Source organism: Microbulbifer mixtoriginis (SeqCode), from assembly GCF_052467235.1.
In genome coordinates, this window is sequence record NZ_CP174305.1 from 45147 (window position 1) to 69333 (window position 24187).

The window sequence follows — 24187 nt, forward strand, 5'->3', positions numbered from 1 at the left end:
GCCTTAGTGGATAGTCATTGCAACCGCTTGACCTTCTAAAAAGTTGGTCAAAGGAAAGCGAACAAGCTGACGATTCTGGTGGGGCCGATTCTTGTAACGAAATAGAACCGAATCCGGCCGCATATCCAGTAGTTCTATCTCTTCCAAAAGTAGGGATTGTTCAGAAACGCTCCATACTTTCCCATCTTCTGTAAGAACCGATGCTGGTGCACTGACAACATAGCTCTGTATGTTGCCTCCAAACACTACATCGACCTGTTGATCAGCAAGCAAAGGGGTCTCGCGCTGAAAGGGGTTAGCCACCTGCAGCATAAGGCTGCGCTGACGGGTGTCCGCATCCATAATTGGGTTTAGGTAACGGACCGAGGCCTGCCATTGTTGTCCATCAGGCGCCTCTATTGTGATTTTGTAGGGGCCTTGCTGAAGGCCGTTTAAGCGCTGCCAGGTCTGCTCGGAAAGCTCAACTTTGACATCCAGGTAGTCACTGGCTGCTACTCGAAAGAGTACATCCCCCTCATTTATCCATTGACCAGGATGGATTAAATCGGCAATAACCACCGAGTCAAAAGGCGCTTTAATTTGTGTATCAGCCAACCTCTGCTGGGAGGATGCGAGAGCTCCCCTCGCCGCTTCTCGATTTGCCTCTGCGGCTTTGACATGCGGCTCCAGTCGGCCAAATGATGACTTCGCTTTATCCCCGCGTTTTGCCACGTATTGACGCATGAGTATTTCGGCCAAGTTGAGTTCAGCCTCTGACACTCTGGCTTGAGCAGCACGGAGTTCAGCCTGGTAAAAAGTATCCTGTAGCGACGCCAGTATTTCACCTTTCCTAATGAGGCTGCCCGGCATTGCGTGGTTAGCAATATGGGTGACACGCCCGCTCACTGATGCGATAACCTCAGTCGCCCAGCGGGGTTGTGTTATGCCTGTTGTTTTGACTTCAAGCTGAGCATCCGCCGGCACTGCCTCCACGACAGTAACAGTAAGGCCAGACTCTTTGGACTTCTCCACCATGGCTGCAGGCTGCTGCTCAGCCATAAGCCATAGCCCCACCAAGACCAGCAAGCTGGTGGCAACAATACCTGCAGCCCGCCGCTTTAACCAGATTCCCGCCATTTTCATCATGCCTAGGCAACTTACATTTTATGGAACACACTTGAACCATAACTAATAGCAGATTATGATACAAGTATGTTCCATAAAGTTCAGGTAATAACTCCATGGCTGATCACCTAGATGCGCGTATTCAGAAGTCACAAACTGCGATCATGAAGGCGAGTATGGAACTCCTGAGCAAAAATAGGGAGGCATCCTTTAGCGATATTGCCCGGGCGGCCGGAGTTGGGCGCACTACCCTTTACCGCCTTTATGACACGAGAGAAAAGCTGATTAAGGCGGTTGCGATTCACTGCCTGGAGGCATTTGATAAAGCCACCGAACACTTGGAAAGCGAGGCTGAATCCGCTCTGCAAGCTTTCCACCTGATGTTCAAAGCGATTTTTCCGCTGTCGGCCGAAATGGAGTTTTTAATGAAGTTGGGAGACTTTGATGAAGATGACCCAGAGCTCACCGCTATCTATGAGAAACAAGAGAGTGAAATCGCGACATTGGTGGAATACGCAAAATCTGAAGGCAGCCTGTCCAAGAAACTTCCTACTTCCTGGGTGGTAAACCTGGTAGAGGGGCTGCTTTATACATCCTGGCTAACAAAAAATGCAGAATCCATAGATCATGATACGCTGGCCGATTTAGCGTTTCACACATTTTGCAATGGCGTTGCTCGTTAAGCATTGAGAGTGTTGTTAAATGACTCAGCCAGTTACCACTGTTTCAAAATCAACAGATGATGATTATACGAAAGGCAAGCACAAACATTCTTTACTTTCGATTTTTACCCGATTTAAGTGGCGAGTATCCTTGACCCTATCGCTGGTCGTTATTGAAACACTCCTCGAACTACTTTTTCCACTTGCCATCGGCTGGGCTATCAATAGTCTATTAGAACAGTCCTACAATGGCATCTATCTTTTGGCAACCTTAGGTAGCATTTCTATTCTTATAGGAAGCGCCCGAAGATTTTACGATACCAGAGTCTACGCACATATTTATCAAGTAGTTACTTCGGAAATGGTAGCCCGTGAAAAAGCAAAGAAACAGTCTGTATCGACTATTACTGCGCGCTCCAGTTTGTTAACTGAAATTGTCGAGTTTTTTGAAAACAGCCTACCGGAAATTATTACCGTTACTATTGGCACGGTGGGGTTACTCATTATTATTAGCGCCATCAACTTCAATATCTTTCTCGCTTGCCTGGCTCTCCTAGCTTTGATTACCCTGATCTATTCCGTAATCGGAAATACCAATTACCAACTGAATGAATCTTATAATAATGAACTGGAATATCAGGTTGATGCGATTAAACAGCCAAATGTTGAGCACGCGAAAGCCCACTTCCGGCGCCTTATGCAGTGGAATATTGAATTGAGCGACCTGGAAACAGGCACCTACTTTATATTGTGGGCTGGCATAGTCGCTTTGTTTGTTTACGCTCCCATAGCAGCAATCGATGGGGGCCTAGTGAACTATGGATTGATCGTTGCCCTGTTAATGTACGTCTTCGACTTTATTGGGAAGGTATCTGCGTTACCACTCTATGTTCAGCAGGTTATTCGTTTGAAGGAAATTTCAAATCGGATTGGCTCATAAGGAAAAGGGGATAGTTTGGAGTATGATTCAACTATCATTGGAATAAGTATCACTCTTTATTAATAGCCCCCTCTTTCTCCTCATGATCGGCTCCACGAAAGTGCATGCAAAAACAAAATATGGCTTGGACTTCAGCTCTCCAATCTATAGATATCCAGGTTTAAATTTCATCGAATAGAATTTCCCTTTGGGCACAAGCTCTTTTTCAGATATATCGGTGAAACTTGCCTTAGGCAACCGCCGGGATTAACAGAGGCTGTGGGCTTGGCCTGTATAAAGGTGCGAAAGCACTGGGGTGCGGCTTTTGAGATTGTCGAGGCTTTCTTTCTGCCATTTTCTGCTAAGCCTGGATCAATCTACAGCAGTTATTTTTGAGCGATTTTTTATTTCTCACGCAGCAACCCAGGCTTCAGCAACACCTGCTCTCTCGCCGTTCCGCTTCCTATCTGTAACAAACAAGAGATGGCCAATAGAACCAGGAGAACGATCTTTTTCTCACTGAGGTCAATTAGTGGAGGTTTATTTTTATTTTTGAGTTGCTTTCTTTAGCCGCTGCAAAGATAAAGGTTTTTCAGCTGCTGGATGGGGCTAGCAAGCTGTGGGCGGCAACTGGGAATTCTGCTCATCCACTTAATGGAAAAATATAATTTGGTGTAAATATTTTACTCTGACCCTAATTATTTTAGCTCCAATTCTCCATTCCTTAACAACCAAGGCAGCTAGTGAACATATCTGATCGCTACTACTTCTCTAAAACATACCGGCAAGAATAGAACAAAAAAAGACATACCACATACATAATAACATTGTAAACAGTCTATCCATAGTTGTTACCAATCCAGGAGAAAACATCCAACTGAATGCAGCTAATGAAGCCAACCAATAGATCAATTTTTCTCCCAAACCCAAGTCATCATATGAAATTCTAAGTTTCCTATCTGCCTTCCGAACAAAGCTATCAAGCACCCTAACAATTACCATAAATACAACTAGCAGAAGAAGCCAGAGCCATCTCTCCACAGGATTAGATATATCCTGGGACATAAAATAAAGCACGGGCTGGAGAAGTAACCAAATTAATGGGGAAAGTACAATTGAGGCTGAAAGCAAAAGCGCTCCCCAAAACAATGAGGTAAATGTGAAATCGATACGATCTCCATACCAAACACTTTCGGGTAACTGTTTTTCTCGAATGAAGGCTAAAGCCACACGTCTAACCGCATCACCAAATTTCACTGACACTCCCCAAATCACAACCAGGCATATCTACTACCCCCTCCAAGAAAACTCGCATAATTATCATATTTGGTTTTTGAAAAAATGAAGCCAAATAAAATATTGACATAAAAATAACATCCTTAAAGCCCCTCAGAAAGAGCAAAGGCTCTGCATTCTAATCATTTTCTAATAGTGCCAATCACTTGATATGAAAATATCAATGACATATCGATATCTAGCGCCAAGTACCAAATAGATTGTTTCTTATACGAACTACCTGAAAATCCTATACCCTTACCCCATTACCCCAGTGCCGACATCTTGAAGACACAATATTTTTCAGCTAGGCACCCCAGCCAATGGATACAATATAATGTGCTAAAAGCTATCAGTAGACACCATATATAGTGATCCAGATCAAGCGCTCCTCTCTTGCACTTCTATAACCTTCCCGCACAATCTGTGAAGGAAGGCCCATGACCAGTACCTCTACCCCAGAAATTGAAAGTGACGCATCTCCCACTCAAAACCTAAGCAGTTTTCTGGTGCGAAAGCGAGATGGTCGCGCTGTGGCTTTTGATCCTCAACGTATTACTTCGGCACTTGTGCGGGCCGGGCAGGCTACTGGTGAATTTGGTGAAGATGAAGTTGATTGGCTAACCCAGGGCATCTTGAAGGTGATTAATCATCGCTTTAATGCTGTGACACCAGTCGATATTGAGGAAATCCAAAATATTGCCGAGCAAATATTAATCAATTGCGATTATATAGATACTGCTCGGGCCTACATCGCCTATCGGGAGCGACATGCGCGCATACGCAATGATCGACAAACTCTGGTAGATGTTGGGGCTTCCATTGAAGAATATCTGGAGCAGGCGGACTGGCGTGTCGCTGCTAATGCCAACCAGGGCTACTCTCTCGGCGGCCTGATTTTAAATAGTGCCGGTAAAATGATTGCCAATTACTGGCTAAATCATGTCTATTCCCCGGAGATTGGTGCAGCCCACCGGGATGGTGATTTACACATCCATGACTTGGATATGTTGGCCGGCTATTGCGCCGGTTGGTCACTGCGTACCTTACTGCACGAAGGGCTGAATGGAGTTCCCGGCAAAGTGGAGTCGGCACCGCCCGCCCACTTGACCAGTGCAGTTGGGCAGATCGTTAACTTTCTTGGCACATTGCAAAACGAATGGGCTGGAGCCCAGGCATTTAGCTCCTTCGATACTTATCTCGCACCCTTTGTACGCAAGGATCAGCTGGATTACGCCAGCGTACGCCAGTGCATGCAGGAGCTGATTTTTAACCTGAATGTGCCATCCCGCTGGGGCACCCAGACTCCCTTTACCAACCTCACTTTCGATTGGGTTTGCCCTCAAGACCTGCAAGACCAGCTGCCGGTGATTGCCGGCAAAGAAATGCCATTCACTTATGGTGACTTGCAGGTGGAAATGGACCTGATTAACCGCGCCTATATTGAGGTGATGAGTAAAGGGGACGCGCGCGGCAGGGTCTTCACTTTCCCAATTCCAACTTACAATATCAGTGAGGACTTTCCCTGGGAGAGCGAGAATGCGGAGCGGCTATTTACTATGACTGCCCGCTATGGACTGCCCTACTTCCAAAACTTTATTAACTCAGACCTCAGTCCAAACATGGTGCGCTCCATGTGCTGCCGCCTACAACTGGACCTTCGAGAGCTGCTTAAACGTGGCAATGGATTATTTGGCTCCGCGGAACAGACCGGCTCTCTCGGTGTAGTAACGATCAACTGTGCACGTCTGGGCTATTTGTATAAGGGGGACTGGGACCTCCTGCTCGCCCAGTTAGATAAACTACTGCTACTTGCACGGGATTCCCTGGAAGTGAAACGCAAAGTGATTCAGCGGCATATGGACGCCGGCCTGTTTCCCTACACGCGTCGATATCTTGGCACTCTGCGTAACCACTTCTCTACCATTGGCGTTAACGGCATTAATGAAATGCTGCGAAACTTTAGTGAAGACCGTGAAAGTATCGTCACAGATACCGGTAAAAAACTTGCCGAGCAGTTGCTCGACCATATTCGTTTGCGAATGACAGAGTTCCAGGAACAAACTGGCCACCTGTATAATCTCGAAGCCACACCGGCTGAGGGAACTACTTACCGTTTTGCCCGCGAAGACCAAAAGCGCTATGAAGATATTATTCAGGCTGGCAGCACGGAAGCACCTTACTATACCAACTCATCCCAGCTACCAGTCGGCTTTACCGATGACCCTTTCGAAGCGTTGGCCCGGCAGGAATCCTTACAATCCCGTTATACGGGCGGCACTGTGCTGCACCTATACCTGGGTGAACAACTGCCAGATGCCGATAGCTGCCGCCGCTTATTACAGCGCGCCCTGAAAAATTATCGGCTGCCCTATATCACAGTAACTCCCAGCTTTTCTATATGCCCAGTACACGGCTACCTGAGCGGCGAACACGAATTCTGTCCCCGCTGCGATGAGGCTCTGCTCGCTCGTGAGCAATCTTGCTGCAGAGATTAAAACCAACCACCAAGGAGAGACATCATGAATAAACCAACCTCACCACTCAAAAATGAAGAGCGCACCCGCTGTGAAGTCTGGAGCCGGGTGATGGGCTATCACCGCCCGGTCTCCTTCTGGAATCCAGGCAAACAATCGGAACACAGGGAGCGCCGCTTTTTTGTTGCAGGTAATGGCAAATAGCTATGGCTGAAAAGCTGCGCATTGGCGGTTTTACACCATTTACCGCTATCGACTTCCCTGGTGAATTGGCCGCGGTGGTCTTTTGCCAGGGGTGCCCCTGGCGTTGCCGCTACTGCCATAATGGTGATCTGTTGCCGGCCCGCGCGCCCAGTGCCTACGACTGGGACCAGATATTGGGGTTCCTCGCCAGCCGGCAAGGACTGCTGGATGCGGTGGTATTTTCTGGCGGAGAGCCAACTGCCCAGGGGGCACTGGAAGCCGCCATTGCCCAAGCCCGAAGCCTGGGGTTTAAGATAGGTTTACATACTGCCGGGATCTACCCTCGGAAACTGAGTCGCTTGATCCCCAGCTTGGACTGGGTTGGGCTGGATATAAAAGCGTTGCCGGAAAATTACCCTGCCATTACCGGGGTAGATGGTAGCGGTACAGCACCCTGGCAATGTGTAGAGCTACTCGTCGAGGCGGGAACAGCAATGCAAGTACGCCTTACCAGACATCCTCACCTCACCAGTGATGAGGAGCTAGCTCAAATTCAGGAGAAGCTTCACAACAGTGGCGTTCATCATTTAGAGGTGCAACGCTGTAATACTGAGCAAGCGCTTGACCAAACCCTGAAGTTTATTTCATAGGGCTAAAAAATTTGGGGGACGAAATAGAATCGATGGTCGGCCAAGGACATCTTCTTTTTATGACTCTTCTGATGGCGGGCTCAAAGGCCAGTAAAGAGGCCTAGCTTGGCCTCTTCCCGATAGGACACCAGCGCCAGCAGTTCAATCTTGTATTTGAGCAATACTTTGCTTTCTTAGGGCGAGCGCTTTGGGCTGCGTTGAATGAGAGTGAGTAAGTTGACTTTTGAGTTTAGTCGCAAGCTCTTCGGCCAATGACTGACTTTGCAACAAGGCCTGGTTTACCGAATTTCGATGCCGTTCATCCGTAAATTCCTGGAATTCCGCATTGATTTCATATACTTGATCGACCCCCAGGTAATGGCTCAATGTCCTGATATGAGGCCCCAAGTGATTCATGTTCTCGCGCACTCCCCCCTCTGCAAAGCCAAATTCTCCAGCAGAAGTAATTAGCACCAGCATCTTTCCCGACATAATGGGCTCAAGCGGATAGTCTCCACGGGCCAAGTCAAAGGTGAAGGTCTTATTAATACGTATCACCTGGTCGAACCAGGCTTTTAAAGCCGCCGGCATACCGTAGTTATACATTGGGGAGGACATTACTATGACATCCGCCTGGTCGAGTTCATTGATCAAAGTATCCGATAATGTAACCAACGATTTTTGCTCTTCACTGCGCTGATCTTCTGGAGTGAATACAGAGGCAATCCAATCCTGGGTAATGAATCCTGGCGGGGTCTGGCCAACATCCCTATAGATGAGTTTATCTTTTGGTCTTAGCCCAAGCCAACGCTTCACAAAACTTGCGGCAACGGCCTTGGAGATAGAGGAGTGTTTTGGTATGTCCCTATACTCCTCCGGTACCTGAATAGTCCCAAAAATCTGAGCGCTGGCTTCAATATGAAGAAGAGTTTTCATCTATTAGACCTCGAAAAATTCATCATTTGGTCCAGCGATAGTGCAGTCTATAAGCATTCTTGACAAATGAGATATTTCTCCTTATAGATGAATTAATTTCATTTATAAGGAAGAGTAGTCCATGTATCCAAACCTACCCTCCCTCAATTCCTTAAAGGTTTTTGATGCAGCTGCGAGGCTCGGTAGCTTTAAGAAAGCTGCGGAGGGACTCTTTATTACCCCTACAGCAGTATCCCATCAGATAAAAAGCCTGGAAGAAACGCTAGGCAGCCAGCTGTTTGAGCGTAAAACCCGCGCAATACAATTAACAGAAGAAGGAAGGCTACTCGCAGAAACAACTTCACGAGTTTTTCAGCAACTTGTCGAAACCATAGGTGAAATAGCCAATTCAAATCGTGTGATTGCTGTCAGTACAACTTCATCTTTTGCTGCACTGTGGCTGGTTCCCCACCTGGAACGCTTTTATCAGAAGCATCCTGGTATCGAGATATCCATTTCGACCGGTGAACAGATAGATGATATTGAGCGCGACCGACACATTGATATAGCTATTCGCTACGGTAAATTTGATCCAAAAGCCAAAAATACCACAAAGCTTATTACTGAATCAGTGGGTATGTATGCTACGCGGAACTACTTATCAAACATAACCGACCTCGAGCAGGCGCAGCTATTAGAAACCAAATGGATCAACCAATCTTTAACCCCATTCAGTTGGAAATCCTTACTTGGCAACTTCAAAAAAAACCTTACCATTCGTCAATATGATCAGGAGCATCACGTTATACAAGCCGCACTGGCTAGCCAGGGGATTGCTTTAGTCAGTTCCCTGCTGATTCAGAATGCCTTACAGAACGAATGGTTGGTGCCGTATAAAAGCGCAGCTATAAAGCAAAAGGCTGAAGGGCTTTCATACTACGCAGTAATCCCAGGCCGCAATATAAATAACAAGCAGGTTAGTGTGTTTCTTGATTGGCTACTTGAAGAAATAGAATAAACTATATATACAATTTAGACGATATCGCCCTTACGAGCAAAGCTCGAAAGGGCGACAAACAAGCCATTACTAAAAAGCAATAAGACTTAAAAATTTAGAGGCAAATAATATTTTCTGCCTGAGGGCCCTTGGCACCCTGGGTCACTGTAAACTCTACAGCTTGCCCTTCCTGCAATGTTTTAAAGCCACTGCTGGCAATATTGCTGAAGTGCGCAAAAACATCGGGGCCGGATTTTTGTGCGATGAAACCAAAACCTTTGGCTTCATCGAACCACTTAACAGTACCAGTCGTTGTGTTAGACATAATAAATATCCTGAGAAAATAAATTGATCATAGTTGACCTGTTGGTCGAGCGGGCAAAAACTGAGAATTTAAAAGAGACAGAACGAAGGATTATGACTAAAACTACGAGTTGAACTAAAATAAAAACTGGGCGTTTATACCAGCTATCAGGATAGTAGCACCTAAAGCTAACTCTTGTCTATAAAAATAGAAATTAAGGGAAGGAATGAAGCAGATAACTCAATAGCTGTATTATAAATGGCCTACTTTAAAGATTTTCCTCCTAAGCTATAGTTCACTCAGCGTCCTAGAGTGCTCCCACTAGGGAGTTGTACCTTAGGGAGTGGTACCTAGCTCCATACGAAAGCGCCTTCTTAACTGTTTGAGAAAGGTCATCGGGGCCAGCCTGTACAAGTAGGCTCCAATCAGGCTTATATCTTTCGGAAACCAACGCTCCCTGCCCTTTTCTAATGCCGTCATAATCTGATTGGCCATCCACTCAGGGCTACGCACCGCTCCCACCGTGCTCCTTTGGTGCTTGGCCTGCCCACCATCTCCAGCTAAAGCGTTTTGCTCAATCGTTGTAGCCAGGAAACTTGGGTAAACCATTAATACACTAACTCCATCGTTGCGCACTTCCTCACGGAATACCTCGAAATACTGGTGCAATGCACTCTTGGCTGCACAATAGCCCGCGCGCCCCAATACCGGCATCCATCCAGCCATTGAACTGATATTTACCACACAGCCAGAGGCCGCTTTTAGCCCCGCAAACAAGCCTTGAGTAAGCTCTACCGGTGCATGGTAATTCACCACCATCACCTTGCGAATAACCGCGCTGGACGTTTGTGTAGAGAGGCTTCGGTGTGTAATGCCGGCATTGTTTACCAACAGGTCAACTCTCGAGCACTCATTCCGTAAGGATTCAACCAGCTCCTCTACGGCCAAATAATTTGATAGATCAACGGTATATATCCTGACTCGAACACCGATAGCCCTGAGTTGGGCCTCTCTTTGGCGAAGTTTTTCAGTGGAAATATCAACCAGAACAAATTCAGCTCTATATTTTTTTGCAAGGCACAGGGTAATCGCCCAACCCAAGCCTTCGGCAGCCCCTGTAATCACAAAAGTCTTCTGTAAATTTTCCGACTGATTTGTGTCCATCTCAACTCTCCTCCACAGACAAGGGAGTTTTACTGGAGAGTGCTACTATGCCGAGTGCCCTTTCTGCAAACAGGTGAAAAACCTCTTTTGAAGTCTTCTCCGGAATAAACCCCAACTCTTCTTTTAAACGGCGATTATCCAGTACCGGCCTGTATTGCAAAAAGGCCACGTGGTCTGGGTGGGTATCCGTTAGGTGGAGGCTGTAACCCAGCCAGAGAACCGCTTTTATCAGCCATACTGGTGGTCTCATCAGTGGTTTGGACAGAATTTGACCTATTTCCTTGGGGCTGAGACTGCCATCACCGGTTAGATTGAATATGCCACTGTTCCCAGCACTCACACCAAGCGTGAGTGCGCGGATCACATCCTGATCCCAGATAAAGACAAAGGGGGAATTATGCCCACCGGGGTCCAGAAGTACTTTTCGGCTAAAGAGTGCGCTGATCTTATTATTGGTGTTGGCACCTAAAACGGAAGACACGCGAAATACCAGTTGCTTGAGATACGGATACCGCTCACGGTATTCAGCCAGCAACTCCTCTACTTTACGCTTGTTATTGGAGTAGCCAAATTCAGGGTTCCCCCTCAAGGGATGATGCTCTTCGAGCCTGGGTGGATTATCCGGATAATAACCATAGGCGGCGCCGCTACTTGTCACAGTGATATGTTCAACCCCAGCGTAGAGACAGGCCTCTAATACATTCCTTGTGCCTTCCACATCTATACGGTATTCAGCGGCATGATCACGACACGCAGCCATTACCGACGCTAGATGAATCACATGGGTTATAGATTCCGCCTGAATAAACTGACCAAGGTCTTTATCACAAATATCCCACGCCAGAATGGGAAAACTCGCGGCTCTAGTTCGAATATCCATCCCGATCACAGGGAAAGTCTTCCTCAATTGCTCCCCAAGCTGATGACCGATATATCCCGCCGCCCCGGTAATTAAAACCCGCTTGTTCATTCTGAGGCTCCTATCAGGAAGTCGCTTCTGATCCATTTGTATGAAAAACCTCCTCTCGCGGTAGCAGGTCTTTTTGTAAATCTGCCTTATGCGTTCTGAGTGCCTTTAAATAGGCCTCTTTATGTACGTAATACGCCATGCGCTCAAGATCCAGATAACGCATACCGCCGTTTACACGATTTGCCGATCTCTGCTGGATGATTTTCCTAAATCTACTAGCAGACGGTGCACCAGAAATTAACTGGCGAATATAAAGGGCAACAAGCTCTGCTTGCTTGTTACGCCCTTCCCACCCCAATCCAGCCGCTTCCACCATACCCATCATAAATAGGTTATCGGATTCAGGATGAAATACATTCAGATACAGGCTCGGTGCATAACCACTCCAGTTCAGTTCACTGCTATCGATAAACGGATAGTGCAACTTGTAACCGGTGGCCTGTACGATCAGGTCATATTCTCCACATCCACCCTCTGAGAACTTCACCTTATTCCCATGCACCGATTTGATATCAGACCTGGGGTTGATATCGCCATGGCCAATATGATGCAGCAGTAAGGAGTTGACTACCGGGTGGGATTCAAAGAGTCGGTAATTGGGCTCTGGCAAACCATATTGAGATGGGCTGCCTAAAGAGAATTTGACCAGCGCTTTTGTAAGGCGCCGCTTAACAAAGAGAGGTAACCGAAACTTGCCGCCCAGCTGATCGATAGGCTTACCGGCTATGTACTTCGGCAGAAAGTAATAGCCTCGGCGCAGGCTGATATCAACGCTTTTCGCTTTATGGACTGCGTCTACAGCAATATCCGCTCCACTGTTGCCACAACCAATCAACAGGACTCTTTTTCCAGCAAAGATTTCAGAGGACTGGTATTGTGCAGAATGTAACAACTCCCCGCTAAATTGGCCTGGAAGTGCAGGCTGATTGGGGTGGTGCAAAGTGCCGCTGGCAATGAGTAATCCGCTAAACTCCCGAGTTCTTTCCTGCCACTTTCTACGAGTGGTAATCAGCCAGTTTTCTCCACTGCGCTCACATCTCAAAACTTCGGTGTCGAACTCGTAATGGCCGTAAAGGCCAAATTCTCTCGCATAGGAGCAGAAGTAATCCCGCATCTCCCGATGACTTGGGTAGTCAGCAACACTCTCCCCCATCGGAAACTCAGCGAATTCAGTCATTTTCTTGGAGGAAATAAGGTGGGCCGACTCATACATAGTACTAGTGGGGTTATCAATATCCCATAAGCCACCCACATCACTGTGCGACTCAAAGCCAATACAGGGAATACCGCATTTGAGTAAATTTCGAACGGTGCAAAGCCCCATAGGACCGGCACCAATTACGGCGTAAGGTTTCACGGTAGTTGCCCCTCCCTGTTGACTTGTTTAAGAGCCGAGCCAGAAGGAATATATCGTGACAAACACACTAAGGATCGTCATTATCGGGCAGGTACTGGTTATTTTGGGACATTCATAATGGATTTGACCGACACCAGAAGCGTTAATCTGAGCTATACCAAAGCTTTACTAGAGGCTTTAGCCAGCATGGATCTCCCTATACCGGGGGAAACCAATAAAATCCTGTCCCAAATACACCAGAAGGAACGCATCTCTATTCATCTGCAGGAGCGGCTGTGGGAGTCGGTAATCAATAGCTACCCCGACACTCTACTGGGTATTAAGCTCGGGCTTGCCATGCAGGCCAACCAAATCGGCCTAGTTGGTTACCTGCTGATGACGCAAAAAGATTTGGGAGAGGCGATAGAGCAATTGATTAGTTACCACCCACTGCTGGGCGAAGGTGGGCACTTTGAACTGCGACGCGATGCATTCTCGGTAAACCTCTGCTATCACCCCAACTTCCTGAATTTTGCGCAAATCCGGGTAGAAACGGTGCTCGCTGCTTGTATTGCGCAAACCCGAATGTTAACCGGTGAGAGGTTTCAGCCCCTCAAACTACTGCTCGCCTACCCTGCGCCTAGCCTTGCCCTGCAGCAACGCTATCAGGCACTGTTACAAATACCCGTTGAGTTCAATGCAGGGATTTCGGCAATCCAATTTCCCACTAAAGATCTGTCGCTGCCATTAATCGCCGCAGATAAAGAAGTGGAGGCCTGCTTAAAGCCAAAGGCAGAAGCCCTCCTACAGGCGCTTACAAAGAAATCCCTGCACCGGAAAGTAACCCTATTGCTGCAGCAAGCTCCAAACTTAACACGTGAGCAAGTCGCACAGCGCCTTTGCCTTAGCCCAAGGCACCTAGCGCGAAAATTACAAGAAGAACAACTTAACTTCCGTGTACTACAGGATGAGGTACGCAGCTATTATGCGAAGCAGTGGTTAAGAGAGGGCGAAAAAACCAACCTAGAAATTGCCGTAGCACTTGGGTACGCGGATGAGAGTGCGTTTGGTAAAGCTTTTAAGCGTTGGGAGGGAACATCTCCTAGCTCGTTTAGAGAGCTTATAATCCCTATAAATAAGAGTTAGCCATCCAAAATCATGAAGAACTCTATTTTCTATACATGATATACAATAAGCTCGAAACCATTCACACCAACATTTTTTGAAAATCTTAATTGATGATTTAAACCTTTAAAACACTCCCATACCACGTAAAAATCACCTTTATTAATTTTTAATTCTTAATATTCACTCATAATACTCTTTACAGGAGCCACTTAAGAATCATAATTTAATAGATGCACCATCAGGACAGGCCCTACCCAAAGGACCAATATCATAAGTGACTGAAGACTTAACCGAAGGAATTGAAAAGAACAAAAAGGTTATTTTTTAAAGCAAGGTCTAAAAACCATTAACCAATACAATATCCTACCCCATATTCAAACCAATCTTAATCAAAAATTGATTCTCGAAAGCCAAGTCAGCATTCACGACTTACTCCCAACTATATAATCCTCCTGAATAACCATACAATGCCAGCACTTAAGACCACTTAAAGCATTCATTCTCCCAGCCTTATCCATTACCTATCGCATTCTTTCCACTGAAGTAGAAGCCTTTTCGCGATACTAGTATGAGTGCGATGCTTCAAAAAACGTATAGACTCAGGATACCGATCACGTAATTTACAAACACCGTTTAACCTCTCAAAATAATTGAGAAACATTTCATTTCCTGACGCCAAGGACACCCAGTAAAGAGCGTCATCTTCTAATGTAAAGTATCGCCTATAAGCATCTATACCTCGCTCACAAGGAAACTCCTCTCCTATTATCAAGAGCAAAGAATTTTTTATAAATAAATACTTTCCCCTCTCATTTGTATCAGGATCTATAGAACACAAAAACTTATCAGTATAGACAGGCTCACCATTCGAGTAATTGCGCATCTCCGGAATCAATTTTATTAAAGTTGACCCTGCCCCTCCCATAAAACCAGATACCTTTCCATTCAAATCTGAACTCTCAGAATCTGAATATGCCTGAGAACAGCCGCAGAGAAGCACTATTAAAACTATTAAAGACCTAGCCATCAAAATACCCTATAAAAAGACATTTTCGAAAGTCAAATCAGCACCGACCACTTACTCCCAGCCCTATTGTTCTCACAAAGAGACATATAACACCAACATTTTACTCTGAGCCCAGTTATTCCTTACTCATCCTTACCCAACCCCCTAAAAGAAACTATTTTCTGCAAAAGCACAACAGTGATTAACGGCAAAAAAGAAACCGCAACAAACCACTCTCTTTCTGAAGCCCCAGCAAACCCTCCCCTTAAAAACTGAAAAGAAATTACTGAGATAAGCGCAGAAGATAAAAAACCATACCTTACGAGCCTTACCTTTAGTTCATACACACCAAGTAGATCATAAATTTTTAGGCCGAGCATCAATGCACAAAACAACAAAATTACTCGCAACAAAACCCAAATCTCGACCTCGACTATCCCTACAAACCAAACAGGAACTAAGGCTAAAGCAGTACTAAAGATTAAAATAAATTCCCGAACTTTTCTATGGCTATTCAACTGGAATCCTCCCCGCAGCCTCACCAACAGCTGCATTAAACCAAATGATAGGTTTGATTGGTGCTGGTGCCCCTTGATGTGCCATTGTTGTAAACACTTCTCTAGTAACATTTACACCAAAACGATACCCATTACCGGCAGAAGGGTCAGTAACCAAATCATAAGTGGATTTTCCTAATTGGCCATAACCGTAATAACTTAACCCACTAGTACAGGCTGAGAAAAAACCTCCACACAAAACGCCAGCACCACCAATAGCAATATATTTTTGATCGCGATAAAAATTATGGTTAAACACTCCCCAAGAAACCTCTTTAGAAGTTAGTGTAGATGCAGCCAAGCTTGATATAACTCGATGGGCACCCAACCTATATTGGGCAACTCGAAGGGCCCCCTGATCGACATTCAAATCCCCCTCCATTGCCGCTAACCCTTCTGCGGCATATTGATATGCAGCTGCATCATCAAGTTGATTCCATTGGACTTCAGGAACCATTTTCCCCACTAAATCATCATCAGAGATATTTTTATCAGATGCCCTTGAACTAACCGCCTCATGAAATGCTCCTGTCGCTGCACCATTTGCAAACTTACCACCAGTAAGCTTAGAAATTGTACCACCCAATATAGCTCGGCCAGTAACGCGAGCAGCTCTGTTGCCTATATTTCCTATTAGTGGGCCCGTAGCTGCCATTGCTCCAGCAGAAACAAAACCATGCCCAAACTTTCCACCTTGCAAAACACTCATTGTGCCGCCCACTAAGCCAGAATAGAGAGCTGCTTCACCCAAGGAAATAGCACCAGCTTCATAACCAGTACCAATTTCTCCAAACGCGTAGGCCGAAACATAAGCTATAGCTCCTGCTTTAAATGCGTCCCCCCAAGATGCTCCATGTCCTTTAGCAGATGCCGCTGCGTAGGCAGCACAACCTGCTGGGCCTCCATAATAACAAGCCGCAGCTTGAGCAACCGCATTAAGAATTGAACTCTCAGTAATACCCAAGATGTCATCGAATACCTCTGAGAAAAATCCATAGCCACTTGGATCAACGCCACTCAGAGGGCTATTTTTCCCGTAGCTGTATCGGTTGTAGCCTTGAGTATTAAACTTACCATCAACAATAAGGTCCGCCTGCATAAAGCGCCCCAGACGCGGGTCGTAGATACGGCCATTCATATGAATCAGCCCCACCTCATCCAGCATTTCATGGCCGGTGTAACCACGGGTGGTGCGGCTGTGATCGAAGTTCGATAGCGCAGTCAGGGATAACGCATTCCAGTTGGCGCTATTGCGGCGCTGCCCCCAGGCATCGAAGGACATTTCCTGCACTACCTTACCGGCCTTATCGGTAATGAGATCCATGGAGCCCAGGTGGTCCTTGTAGAGGAACAGCTTATCAGTCGAGAGTACCTTGAATTCCTTGTCGGTTTTTACGGTATAGACCGCCGTGCCCACCAGGTGACGCTTCCACTCGATCTCATTGGGCTTACTGGACTTCTGGATACGCTCGATACCGCCGATATACCAGGTCTCTGTCACCTCGCCATTACTGCTATTGGTATCCTTGCGGTAATAGCGGCTGTGGCTCGGGCCATAGAGGAACTCTGTGGTGTTATTTCCCTTTTTTATCAGGGAGGCTTTATCGAAGGTGGTGTAGCTGATGGTGCGGCCACCATCAAAACCATCCGAAGTCATATTGCCATTGAGGTCATAGTTATAGCTAACGCCTCCGGCGGTTGTCACCGCATGGGGGCCAGCGCCATTTTCACCATAGATATAATCCCCTACGCCGGCTTTAAAGGTGATATTGCCGATAGCGTTGTAGCGGATATCCTGTTCGGACGTACTTAGGCCACTACAGTTGACATTGCTGTTACCAATATGGGTTTTTATCAAACGGTTGAGCTTGTCATAGCAGAAGCTCTCACGCAGATCCTTGCTTCCGCTCTGGTTGTGACGGCTGGTGAGATTGCCGAGGGTATCCCACTGGTAGCTGATATCTTGGATACCAAAGGCTCCCAATACCGTAGAGGTCTGCTTTGTTAGGCGGCCGCTGGCAGCTTCGAAAGTAAAATTAGACGTTGCGCCGTTACCCAATAGCTGCTCTTTCAGTTGGCCGCGAGCGGTCTGGGCTTTCACCTCTTGAATCAAGTCCCCGGTGGCCAAGTCTACTACCTTGTAGAGATATCCATAGGTATTGTAGAAATTCTGAGTCCCTGATTTGCCACCATCGAGTATACTATCGAGCGCATCGTAGCTGTATTCGACACGGCCATGACCATCAAATACCGTGGTGGTGACATAAGAGGGTTGTGTACCAGCCCCATCAAAGTCCACCGCCTGGATATGATTTCGGCCAACTTGGTCATACTCATACACCGCCTGATATCCAGAGACGCTGTCCATAACCATTTCCACCAGGCCCAAACCATTGGCTGCACTGTCATACAACCAGATGACATCGCTAGTGGGGGCGGAAGAGCCTTTAGACTTTTCAATACGCGTGGACTGTCTGCCCAATTCGTCGTAGGTTAACTCTACGGTGTGTCCATTTGCATTGGTTTGTTTTTTCAGCTCACCAAAGCCGGTATATTCGTAGTGCCACTCTCCCTTATCGGGATCGTCCATACGGGTTTTTCGGCCCAGATCGTCATATTCGATTGTAACCACAATGGGATAACTGAGACCGTCGCCCTCGTCGATATGAGCACCTGCAGCATTGGTTTTACCCCAGGATTTGGCTTTATACAGGTTACCCTGGCTGTCATATTCGTAGGTGAGGCGGCCATCAATCGCATCGATGACTTCTACCAGCTCCCCAGCAACATTTTTGATCTCAGTTTTTTGCTGGCCTTTATCATTCGTGGTGATGGTCTCAAGGCCGCTGTAGGTGATGCTGGACACTGAGCCATCTGGCGCAGTGACACGGCTTGGGCGGCCGAGCAGGTCATACTCCATTTTGGACCATAGGCGGGTATCACCAGAGAAATAAGGCTCACTGGCAAACTTCACGCGGCCTAGATTATCGTATTCTTTATCGGTATAGATTTTACTGTTGAAGCCCTTGGTTTCAGTCCGTATAGAGCGCCCCAGTGCGTCGAAGTATTCCCTACTCCAGCTACCGGTACTGCTATGAGTGGTCACCATATATTGTGCACCGGCCGGACAGGCGATAACACAACGATCATAATCCGTCAGCTTATCCGCGCCGGTATTGCTCTGGCTAATGGTTTCACGACCAAACCCATCGTAAGCGAACACGGTTTCCAGCCCATTCATCCCTTTAACTTCCAACGGAGCGCCAAAGTGGTTGCGGGATACTACCCTTTCGGTTAGGTGATCGAGGGCATTGTAGCTTTCAAACACATAGCGGCCCGAGAGGTCATACAGCGTTCTTGCACTGCGAGCGACTTCGCCGGGGGCAGTTACCGTCTTCTTACTAACGTTGCCAAAATTGTCATATTCATAAGCGGTAATCTGCTTGTACTCTGGTTTATTAGGTTCAATAACCTCGGTTTTTAAAAGGCCTTTATGTATGCCCGATGCATAATAGCTAAAGGCCGACTCACGGATATGGCTGGGCATACCTGGGCGGGAACTGGTCACCTTTGTTGCAGTTAGACGGCCCTTTTCTTTTTCCCAAACATTGCTGCCATAGGTATTTTCCGTTTTCTTAGCAAACTGGTCACCAGAGATGCCGTCTTTAGTGACAACGTCAATACTGAGCGCATTGCCATAGGTATCGTAGCTGTTTGTTGTGGTAACACTTTGCAGCAATTCTCCCTGCGCACTACCGGCACCCTTCAAGTCATAAGTTTCTTCCACCGCTTGATAAATATAAGGCTGATAAGACGGCAGAGGTTTCCCGCTACCATTCCAGCCCTGTAGACGCCAATTGTTGCTCGCTCGGCTTAGCAGTTGCCCTTCTGCTGAGCGAGCTTCTGTTTGTAGGGGCATACCTACAAAAGGAAAATCTTGTCGATAGGTGGTTTCTGTTACTACACCAGTTTGATTATCAGTGGTGCTAACTTTTTGGAAGCCTAACATCCCTCTTCCAGCAGCCTGGAGTTTCATCTGATGGTAGTGGTAAGAAACCGAGCTGAGGGCGGACTGGTCGACAGAACCAGGTGCTGCAGCGGCGGCAGGGGCAGAACTTTCTACCTTAGCCACCAAATACATTGGGCTTAAAATATCCAGTACAGGCTTGTCTTTACCTAAAGTTTGGCTTCCGCTTGGCAGTATCCATTCGCCATTTAATGCAGAGTAGAAATCGGTCACACTTCCTGATGTAGCTACATCCAAACGAGAATAGACTTCTCCATCTACCATATTTTCATAAGTGATCTGGGTAATATTGTCCAACCCATTATCAATCTTATGAATTACATTACGTGGAGTATTGCTGTATTGCGAATCTTTTGAGTTATCCAGGCGGGTATATACTTTACCACTGGAACTTTCATAGCGATGATAATCTGGCTCGCCATCCCCATTAGTATCAGCAAACCAAATAAAGTCGTTATCCTTCAGATCACCACAGGCGATATTGAGTTCTTTTGCCTGCGAGGTACAAGGAAAAATAGCATCAAAAGTCTTACGGTCATCAGTGTCAACAAAAGTACCGGTGTTCTGATCAAAGAAACGTACATAAATAAAATCACTATAAGAAACCGGCCAAACAAAGTCTTGGTAACCATCATTATTTAGATCAACAAAAGTTCCCTTACTGCCCCCCAAGTATCCCAAACTAACAAATCCAGTTCCTGTACTTAGTTGACCAAACAAGCCACCAGAGTTTCCTGGATAGGCAACATCCGTTAGGCCATCCCCATTAATATCTACTGCTATCGGGCTTTTTGAAGTATTTGTTGTAGAGAAAAGGCCAATTGAGTGAAACTCTCCCGCTTCCTGATCAAATACTGCTGCTTCAAATCCAGCGGAAGTTGCCACCAGAATATCCATAGCTCCATCGCCATTAAAGTCCCCTAAAGTATCGGGTACTCGGCCGCTAGACTTCATGCTGTTAGCACCAGAAATATTTAAGGGATAACTGGTGTATTCATCACTGAATTTATAATGCTTATAAGATGAAACGTCATCCCCTGAAGGCTCCATCAGCCTAACGAGTACTCTTGCACCCGTACTGCTGCTATAGCTGACAGAAATATAATCAGCCAGTCCATCACCATTAAAATCAGCAAAGATCGCATCTTTATTTGATCTACCCGTACTTATTGGTCTGGAATCCAATTTCCAACGCTTACTTCCAGTATCATAACGGCTTAAAAAAACATGCCAATAATTGCCTGGAATTCCATACTTGGTAGTACGTGGATTGTAGATCGCCAAATCATGCCGACCATCGCCGTTGTAGTCCAACACTCGTATCGAAAAACCCTCACCAACATTGGCACTGGTAAAATACTCGGAAGAAAACAAGCCACCCGTGAAATTTTGTTTTACGAACTTCGAGCCATAAGAAATCGCGTATTTAACACGAATGTCAGTATCACTCCCATCGTCATTGTACCCCTCAATCCAAACGATATCCTGCTTGCCATCTCCATTGAAGTCAGCGTACTTATAATCGCTCAAAAATCGGTTATTGGTAGGAGAAAAATCAATAGCTTCTGACTGAGTTCCGTATTGCATCCATGGAGCTTGCAGCCATTCAAAACTGATTGCAGGAAGACAGTTAGAATCTACACACTCTTGTAATGAAGTTAGCAATGAGGTTCTGTCATTATATTTCTCACCGGGAATAAATGGCAGAACCGGCTTATAACCCAACTTATATTCGCGTATCACTCTACCATTAGAACTGGAGATAATCTTATCCAGGCGCTTAGTAGTACTGAGTGCATAACCTGCGGTATAGCCTCTAAGGTGCTCAGGACGATCTTCATAAACAAACTCTACATCCGCCTCATAGAAGCCAGAACCATAAGCGTATCGAATTGAACTGACACGGTGCCCTGATTCTGAATCCCCATCATACAGATACTCAATGTGGTTACCGACACTATCCTCAAATCTATTTTGTGCCCAAGTAAGTACATTGCCTCCTACAAGCTGCTTAGAGTCATCACTCTCGCCGTAATAACTGACTGATCCATCCTTGCGCTCTACCATAAAGTGGTTCGGATTTCCAAGGCTGCCGCCAAGTGAAGTTACCTTGACAAAGGAATCCATTTCAGTTTTATATACGGCACCAACAGCGCCATATTGAGAGTCATTTACTGTTATTAGGCGCTGACCATCAAGGCAGAACCTGTCTGAGTCTGTCCAGTTGATAGGCCCCACATTTCCATCAATTGACAGCGTCTGACGGCAGCGGGAAATTCCAGAAAGACCTCCAATAGCCCACCCTTTACCGACTAAACCATTACTACCACTACTGCTATAGTTCAGGGAGATTTCTGGTACAACACCAGCTGTACCAGTAGCCGTTGCTATTGGAAAAGAGTAAGTTGCCGCACCGGATTCACTAACCCGGAATTGGCCTCCAGAGGTTCCAGCCATATTGGGCGCTTGAATTGTGGTTGGAGTGGTATAGCTACCAAAAACCCCAGATTCATCTGCGTGAAACATAAAGTCTCCTACAGATATATCCGCCCTACCATCATTATTTTCATCCAACACCACAATAGAGTCAGGGTTTACACTGGTGAGAATGGCCGCCGCATAAGAAATTTCATCATCCCGGTTTTCAACCGACAGGGTCTGAACAAGCTCTGGTAGCCCATTCCCTTGGGCATGTATAACCAGTGGCATGGTATCGATAAATAGTAAGTCTGTTGCGTCGTCACCGTTGAAGTCCCCAAATACTGAAAGACTATCCTCAAGCTGATCGAGATTTGCGACTTCTTGTTCTGTCAGGCTTATTTCAACCGGATCTTTATAGCTCTCGCTCCCTCGATTTAAGTACAGAACAAAGTTCGGCAGCTGGGGCATTACCAGAGGAGAAGCAATATCTCCATGTATAAGAATTACTGGTCTATTGTACTCAAAATAAAGGTCTTCACGTCCGTCATCATTAACATCCCCACGATAAACCGTATATCCATTCTTCATAATCCCCGAAGCGACAGCTTCATGAGCAGAAAAAGTGACAAAGAGCACCAATAAAAAATAAAACGAAGTGCGCATAAACATCTCTAAAAGGCATCACCGGGGATTGAAGACATAAAGCACGCTAGAAACCGCACTTTATAAATGCATTTTTATAGGAAAACTTTTTATAAAAAACCTAGAAAAACCTACCTTTGAGAGCAACACCCCCATCTAGCGTGCCACCCCAAATTGCGCGCGAAGTATACATACTGAAAACCAACCCAACAAACCCAAAAAAATAACCACCCCCTTAAAAAACTGACAAGTCAAACCTGCAGAGAAAAATATCCCAACAAATAAAAATAATAAAAACGGAAAAGCTCACTAAAAGCAAAAAAAGAAACAAAAAAACATTAAAAATACTTTCAAAAAAAAGCGAAAGTTCAAGCGCAATGAAATTATTTTTAACACCCCCTTCTCCCAGAAAACACAAACCCATATAATCAGCGCCATCAACTGGCAAACGCCGCACATTAAACTAACTACAGCTTTACCCTTCATGAAAAGAGCACTCTTATTAACTCTGATTACTTTATATGCCAGTTCAGCATTTGCCGGCATTGAACGTTCCCCAACTTCCCAAATACAGAGAATAACGTCCTATTATAATGGTGACGTCAGCATTATACTTGAGAACAACGGAAGTTCTTGTAGTGGAGGTTATTGGCTTAAAGTTGATGATATCGGGTATTCTTCAAGCATAAGCATGCTTTTGGCAGCTTATCATAGCGGCGACTCGATTAACCTTCGTGGTTTTACTGATGTTTTATGGAGTGGGTCAAGCAATGCTTATTGCCACATCTACGCCATTGAATACGGATATAAATAATCAAACCCATTCTCTTAGGTGAGGTATCCTTCACGGGCACTATCTCACCCCGAGAAAACACAACAAACTGCTTTCTTTTCGACTCAAGAATAACAACAAAAAACAACATAAAGAATCCAATTGTGCCCTCTATTACAATACAACTAAAACGTGAAACCAAACCCTTTACAAAATTTCAACACCAACTAAAAACGGATACTACCTACTTACAACACTCACCAACAGAACAGGACTCTTCAACTACCCCCCATAAAACTAGAGTAAAATATATATTTCTTTCAGTTGAATTATAAAACTAACCATCTCTCTGGTTTGTTAAGCACCCCCCACTATGAGCACAATTAGACTCGCTCAGTTCGATCAGATTGGTAAAGCCAACAATTTATAATTCATGGCAAGCAAACTTTAGTATTAAATTTTGCATGCTCGCTTTCCTTTATCACACCGTAACATCTAAACGAAAAATCTATTACGTATATAATTTTGGATGAAATAACTCTCTGCCGCGACAGGACAGGCCGAACCACTCCAGGCAACCAGCATCTAAAACTGTCACCACTGCCCCACTCTTTTGATCTTCACAAAAAGCGATATTGGTGGGGCACTTCCCGCAAGTCGGAATGCGCTCAGCCACCCTGCCATCGTGATCTAAAACAC

Annotated in this window: 15 protein-coding genes and 1 pseudogene; 7 read left to right on the forward strand and 9 right to left on the reverse strand. The window is 45.8% G+C overall.

All coding sequences use genetic code 11. The annotated features are described in order from the left end of the window. Nucleotides 1-3: 3 nt before the first annotated feature. Nucleotides 4-1116 carry an efflux RND transporter periplasmic adaptor subunit gene (locus ACJJIO_RS00175; protein ID WP_444886046.1) on the reverse strand — a complete coding sequence of 371 codons (1113 nt, stop codon included), beginning with the start codon at nt 1114-1116 and terminating at the stop codon, nt 4-6. Between the two features lie 104 nt (nt 1117-1220). Here ACJJIO_RS00175 and ACJJIO_RS00180 point away from each other — a divergent pair, with 104 nt between their 5' ends. Then, entirely contained in the window at nt 1221-1787 is a 567-nt protein-coding gene (locus ACJJIO_RS00180; protein ID WP_444909749.1) for a TetR/AcrR family transcriptional regulator, read from the forward strand. A 19-nt stretch (nt 1788-1806) separates the two neighbouring features. Beyond that, entirely contained in the window at nt 1807-2706 is a 900-nt protein-coding gene (locus ACJJIO_RS00185; protein ID WP_444886044.1) for an ABC transporter six-transmembrane domain-containing protein, read from the forward strand. A gap of 750 nt (nt 2707-3456) precedes the next feature. Here the strand turns inward: ACJJIO_RS00185 and ACJJIO_RS00190 are convergent. Beyond that, nucleotides 3457-3942, reverse strand: coding sequence for a hypothetical protein (locus tag ACJJIO_RS00190; RefSeq protein ID WP_444886043.1), 486 nt, complete (start codon nt 3940-3942; stop codon nt 3457-3459). Between the two features lie 458 nt (nt 3943-4400). On the opposite strand from ACJJIO_RS00190, the pseudogene ACJJIO_RS00195 reads away from it, so the two are divergent. Together ACJJIO_RS00195 and ACJJIO_RS00200 are read left to right on the forward strand one after the other, a co-directional pair. Then, nucleotides 4401-6641: pseudogene (locus ACJJIO_RS00195) on the forward strand (ribonucleoside triphosphate reductase). A 2-nt stretch (nt 6642-6643) separates the two neighbouring features. Next, a complete protein-coding gene (locus ACJJIO_RS00200) occupies nt 6644-7270 on the forward strand; it encodes an anaerobic ribonucleoside-triphosphate reductase activating protein (protein ID WP_444909750.1) in 627 nt (208 codons plus the stop codon). A 141-nt stretch (nt 7271-7411) separates the two neighbouring features. On the opposite strand, the gene ACJJIO_RS00205 is transcribed toward ACJJIO_RS00200, so the two are convergent. After that, nucleotides 7412-8185: an FMN-dependent NADH-azoreductase gene (locus tag ACJJIO_RS00205; RefSeq protein WP_444909751.1), complete on the reverse strand. Its 774-nt coding sequence runs from the start codon at nt 8183-8185 to the stop codon at nt 7412-7414. A gap of 121 nt (nt 8186-8306) precedes the next feature. On the opposite strand from ACJJIO_RS00205, the gene ACJJIO_RS00210 reads away from it, so the two are divergent. After that, nucleotides 8307-9182, forward strand: coding sequence for a LysR family transcriptional regulator (locus ACJJIO_RS00210; RefSeq protein WP_444909752.1), 876 nt, complete (start codon nt 8307-8309; stop codon nt 9180-9182). 94 nt (nt 9183-9276) lie between these two features. Here ACJJIO_RS00210 and ACJJIO_RS00215 read toward each other — a convergent pair whose 3' ends face one another. The 4 genes from ACJJIO_RS00215 to ACJJIO_RS00230 all read right to left on the reverse strand — a co-directional run bounded on the left by ACJJIO_RS00215 (nt 9277) and on the right by ACJJIO_RS00230 (nt 12956). Next, nucleotides 9277-9486 (reverse strand): cold-shock protein, encoded by a 210-nt coding sequence (locus ACJJIO_RS00215; protein ID WP_020412807.1) that lies wholly within the window; start codon nt 9484-9486, stop codon nt 9277-9279. A gap of 315 nt (nt 9487-9801) precedes the next feature. Then, nucleotides 9802-10629 (reverse strand): SDR family NAD(P)-dependent oxidoreductase, encoded by an 828-nt coding sequence (locus tag ACJJIO_RS00220; RefSeq protein ID WP_444909753.1) that lies wholly within the window; start codon nt 10627-10629, stop codon nt 9802-9804. A gap of 1 nt (nt 10630) precedes the next feature. Continuing rightward, nucleotides 10631-11599 (reverse strand): SDR family oxidoreductase, encoded by a 969-nt coding sequence (locus ACJJIO_RS00225; protein WP_444909754.1) that lies wholly within the window; start codon nt 11597-11599, stop codon nt 10631-10633. Nucleotides 11600-11612: 13 nt separating this feature from the next. Then, complete coding sequence (locus ACJJIO_RS00230; protein WP_444909755.1) at nt 11613-12956, reverse strand: flavin-containing monooxygenase; 1344 nt, start codon at nt 12954-12956, stop codon at nt 11613-11615. Between the two features lie 117 nt (nt 12957-13073). Between ACJJIO_RS00230 and ACJJIO_RS00235 the strand changes: the two genes are divergently transcribed. Further along, on the forward strand, nt 13074-14081 hold the full coding sequence (locus ACJJIO_RS00235) for an AraC family transcriptional regulator (protein WP_444909756.1): 1008 nt from the start codon (nt 13074-13076) through the stop codon (nt 14079-14081). 1131 nt (nt 14082-15212) lie between these two features. On the opposite strand, the gene ACJJIO_RS00240 is transcribed toward ACJJIO_RS00235, so the two are convergent. After that, nucleotides 15213-15587, reverse strand: a complete 375-nt coding sequence (locus ACJJIO_RS00240; protein WP_444909757.1) for a hypothetical protein — start codon at nt 15585-15587, stop codon at nt 15213-15215. Beyond that, nucleotides 15580-22737, reverse strand: a complete 7158-nt coding sequence (locus ACJJIO_RS00245; protein ID WP_444909758.1) for an FG-GAP-like repeat-containing protein — start codon at nt 22735-22737, stop codon at nt 15580-15582. Before ACJJIO_RS00245 ends, ACJJIO_RS00240 begins: the two co-directional genes overlap by 8 nt. 463 nt (nt 22738-23200) lie before the next feature. On the opposite strand from ACJJIO_RS00245, the gene ACJJIO_RS00250 reads away from it, so the two are divergent. After that, complete coding sequence (locus ACJJIO_RS00250) at nt 23201-23530, forward strand: hypothetical protein (protein WP_444909759.1); 330 nt, start codon at nt 23201-23203, stop codon at nt 23528-23530. Nucleotides 23531-24187: the final 657 nt, after the last annotated feature.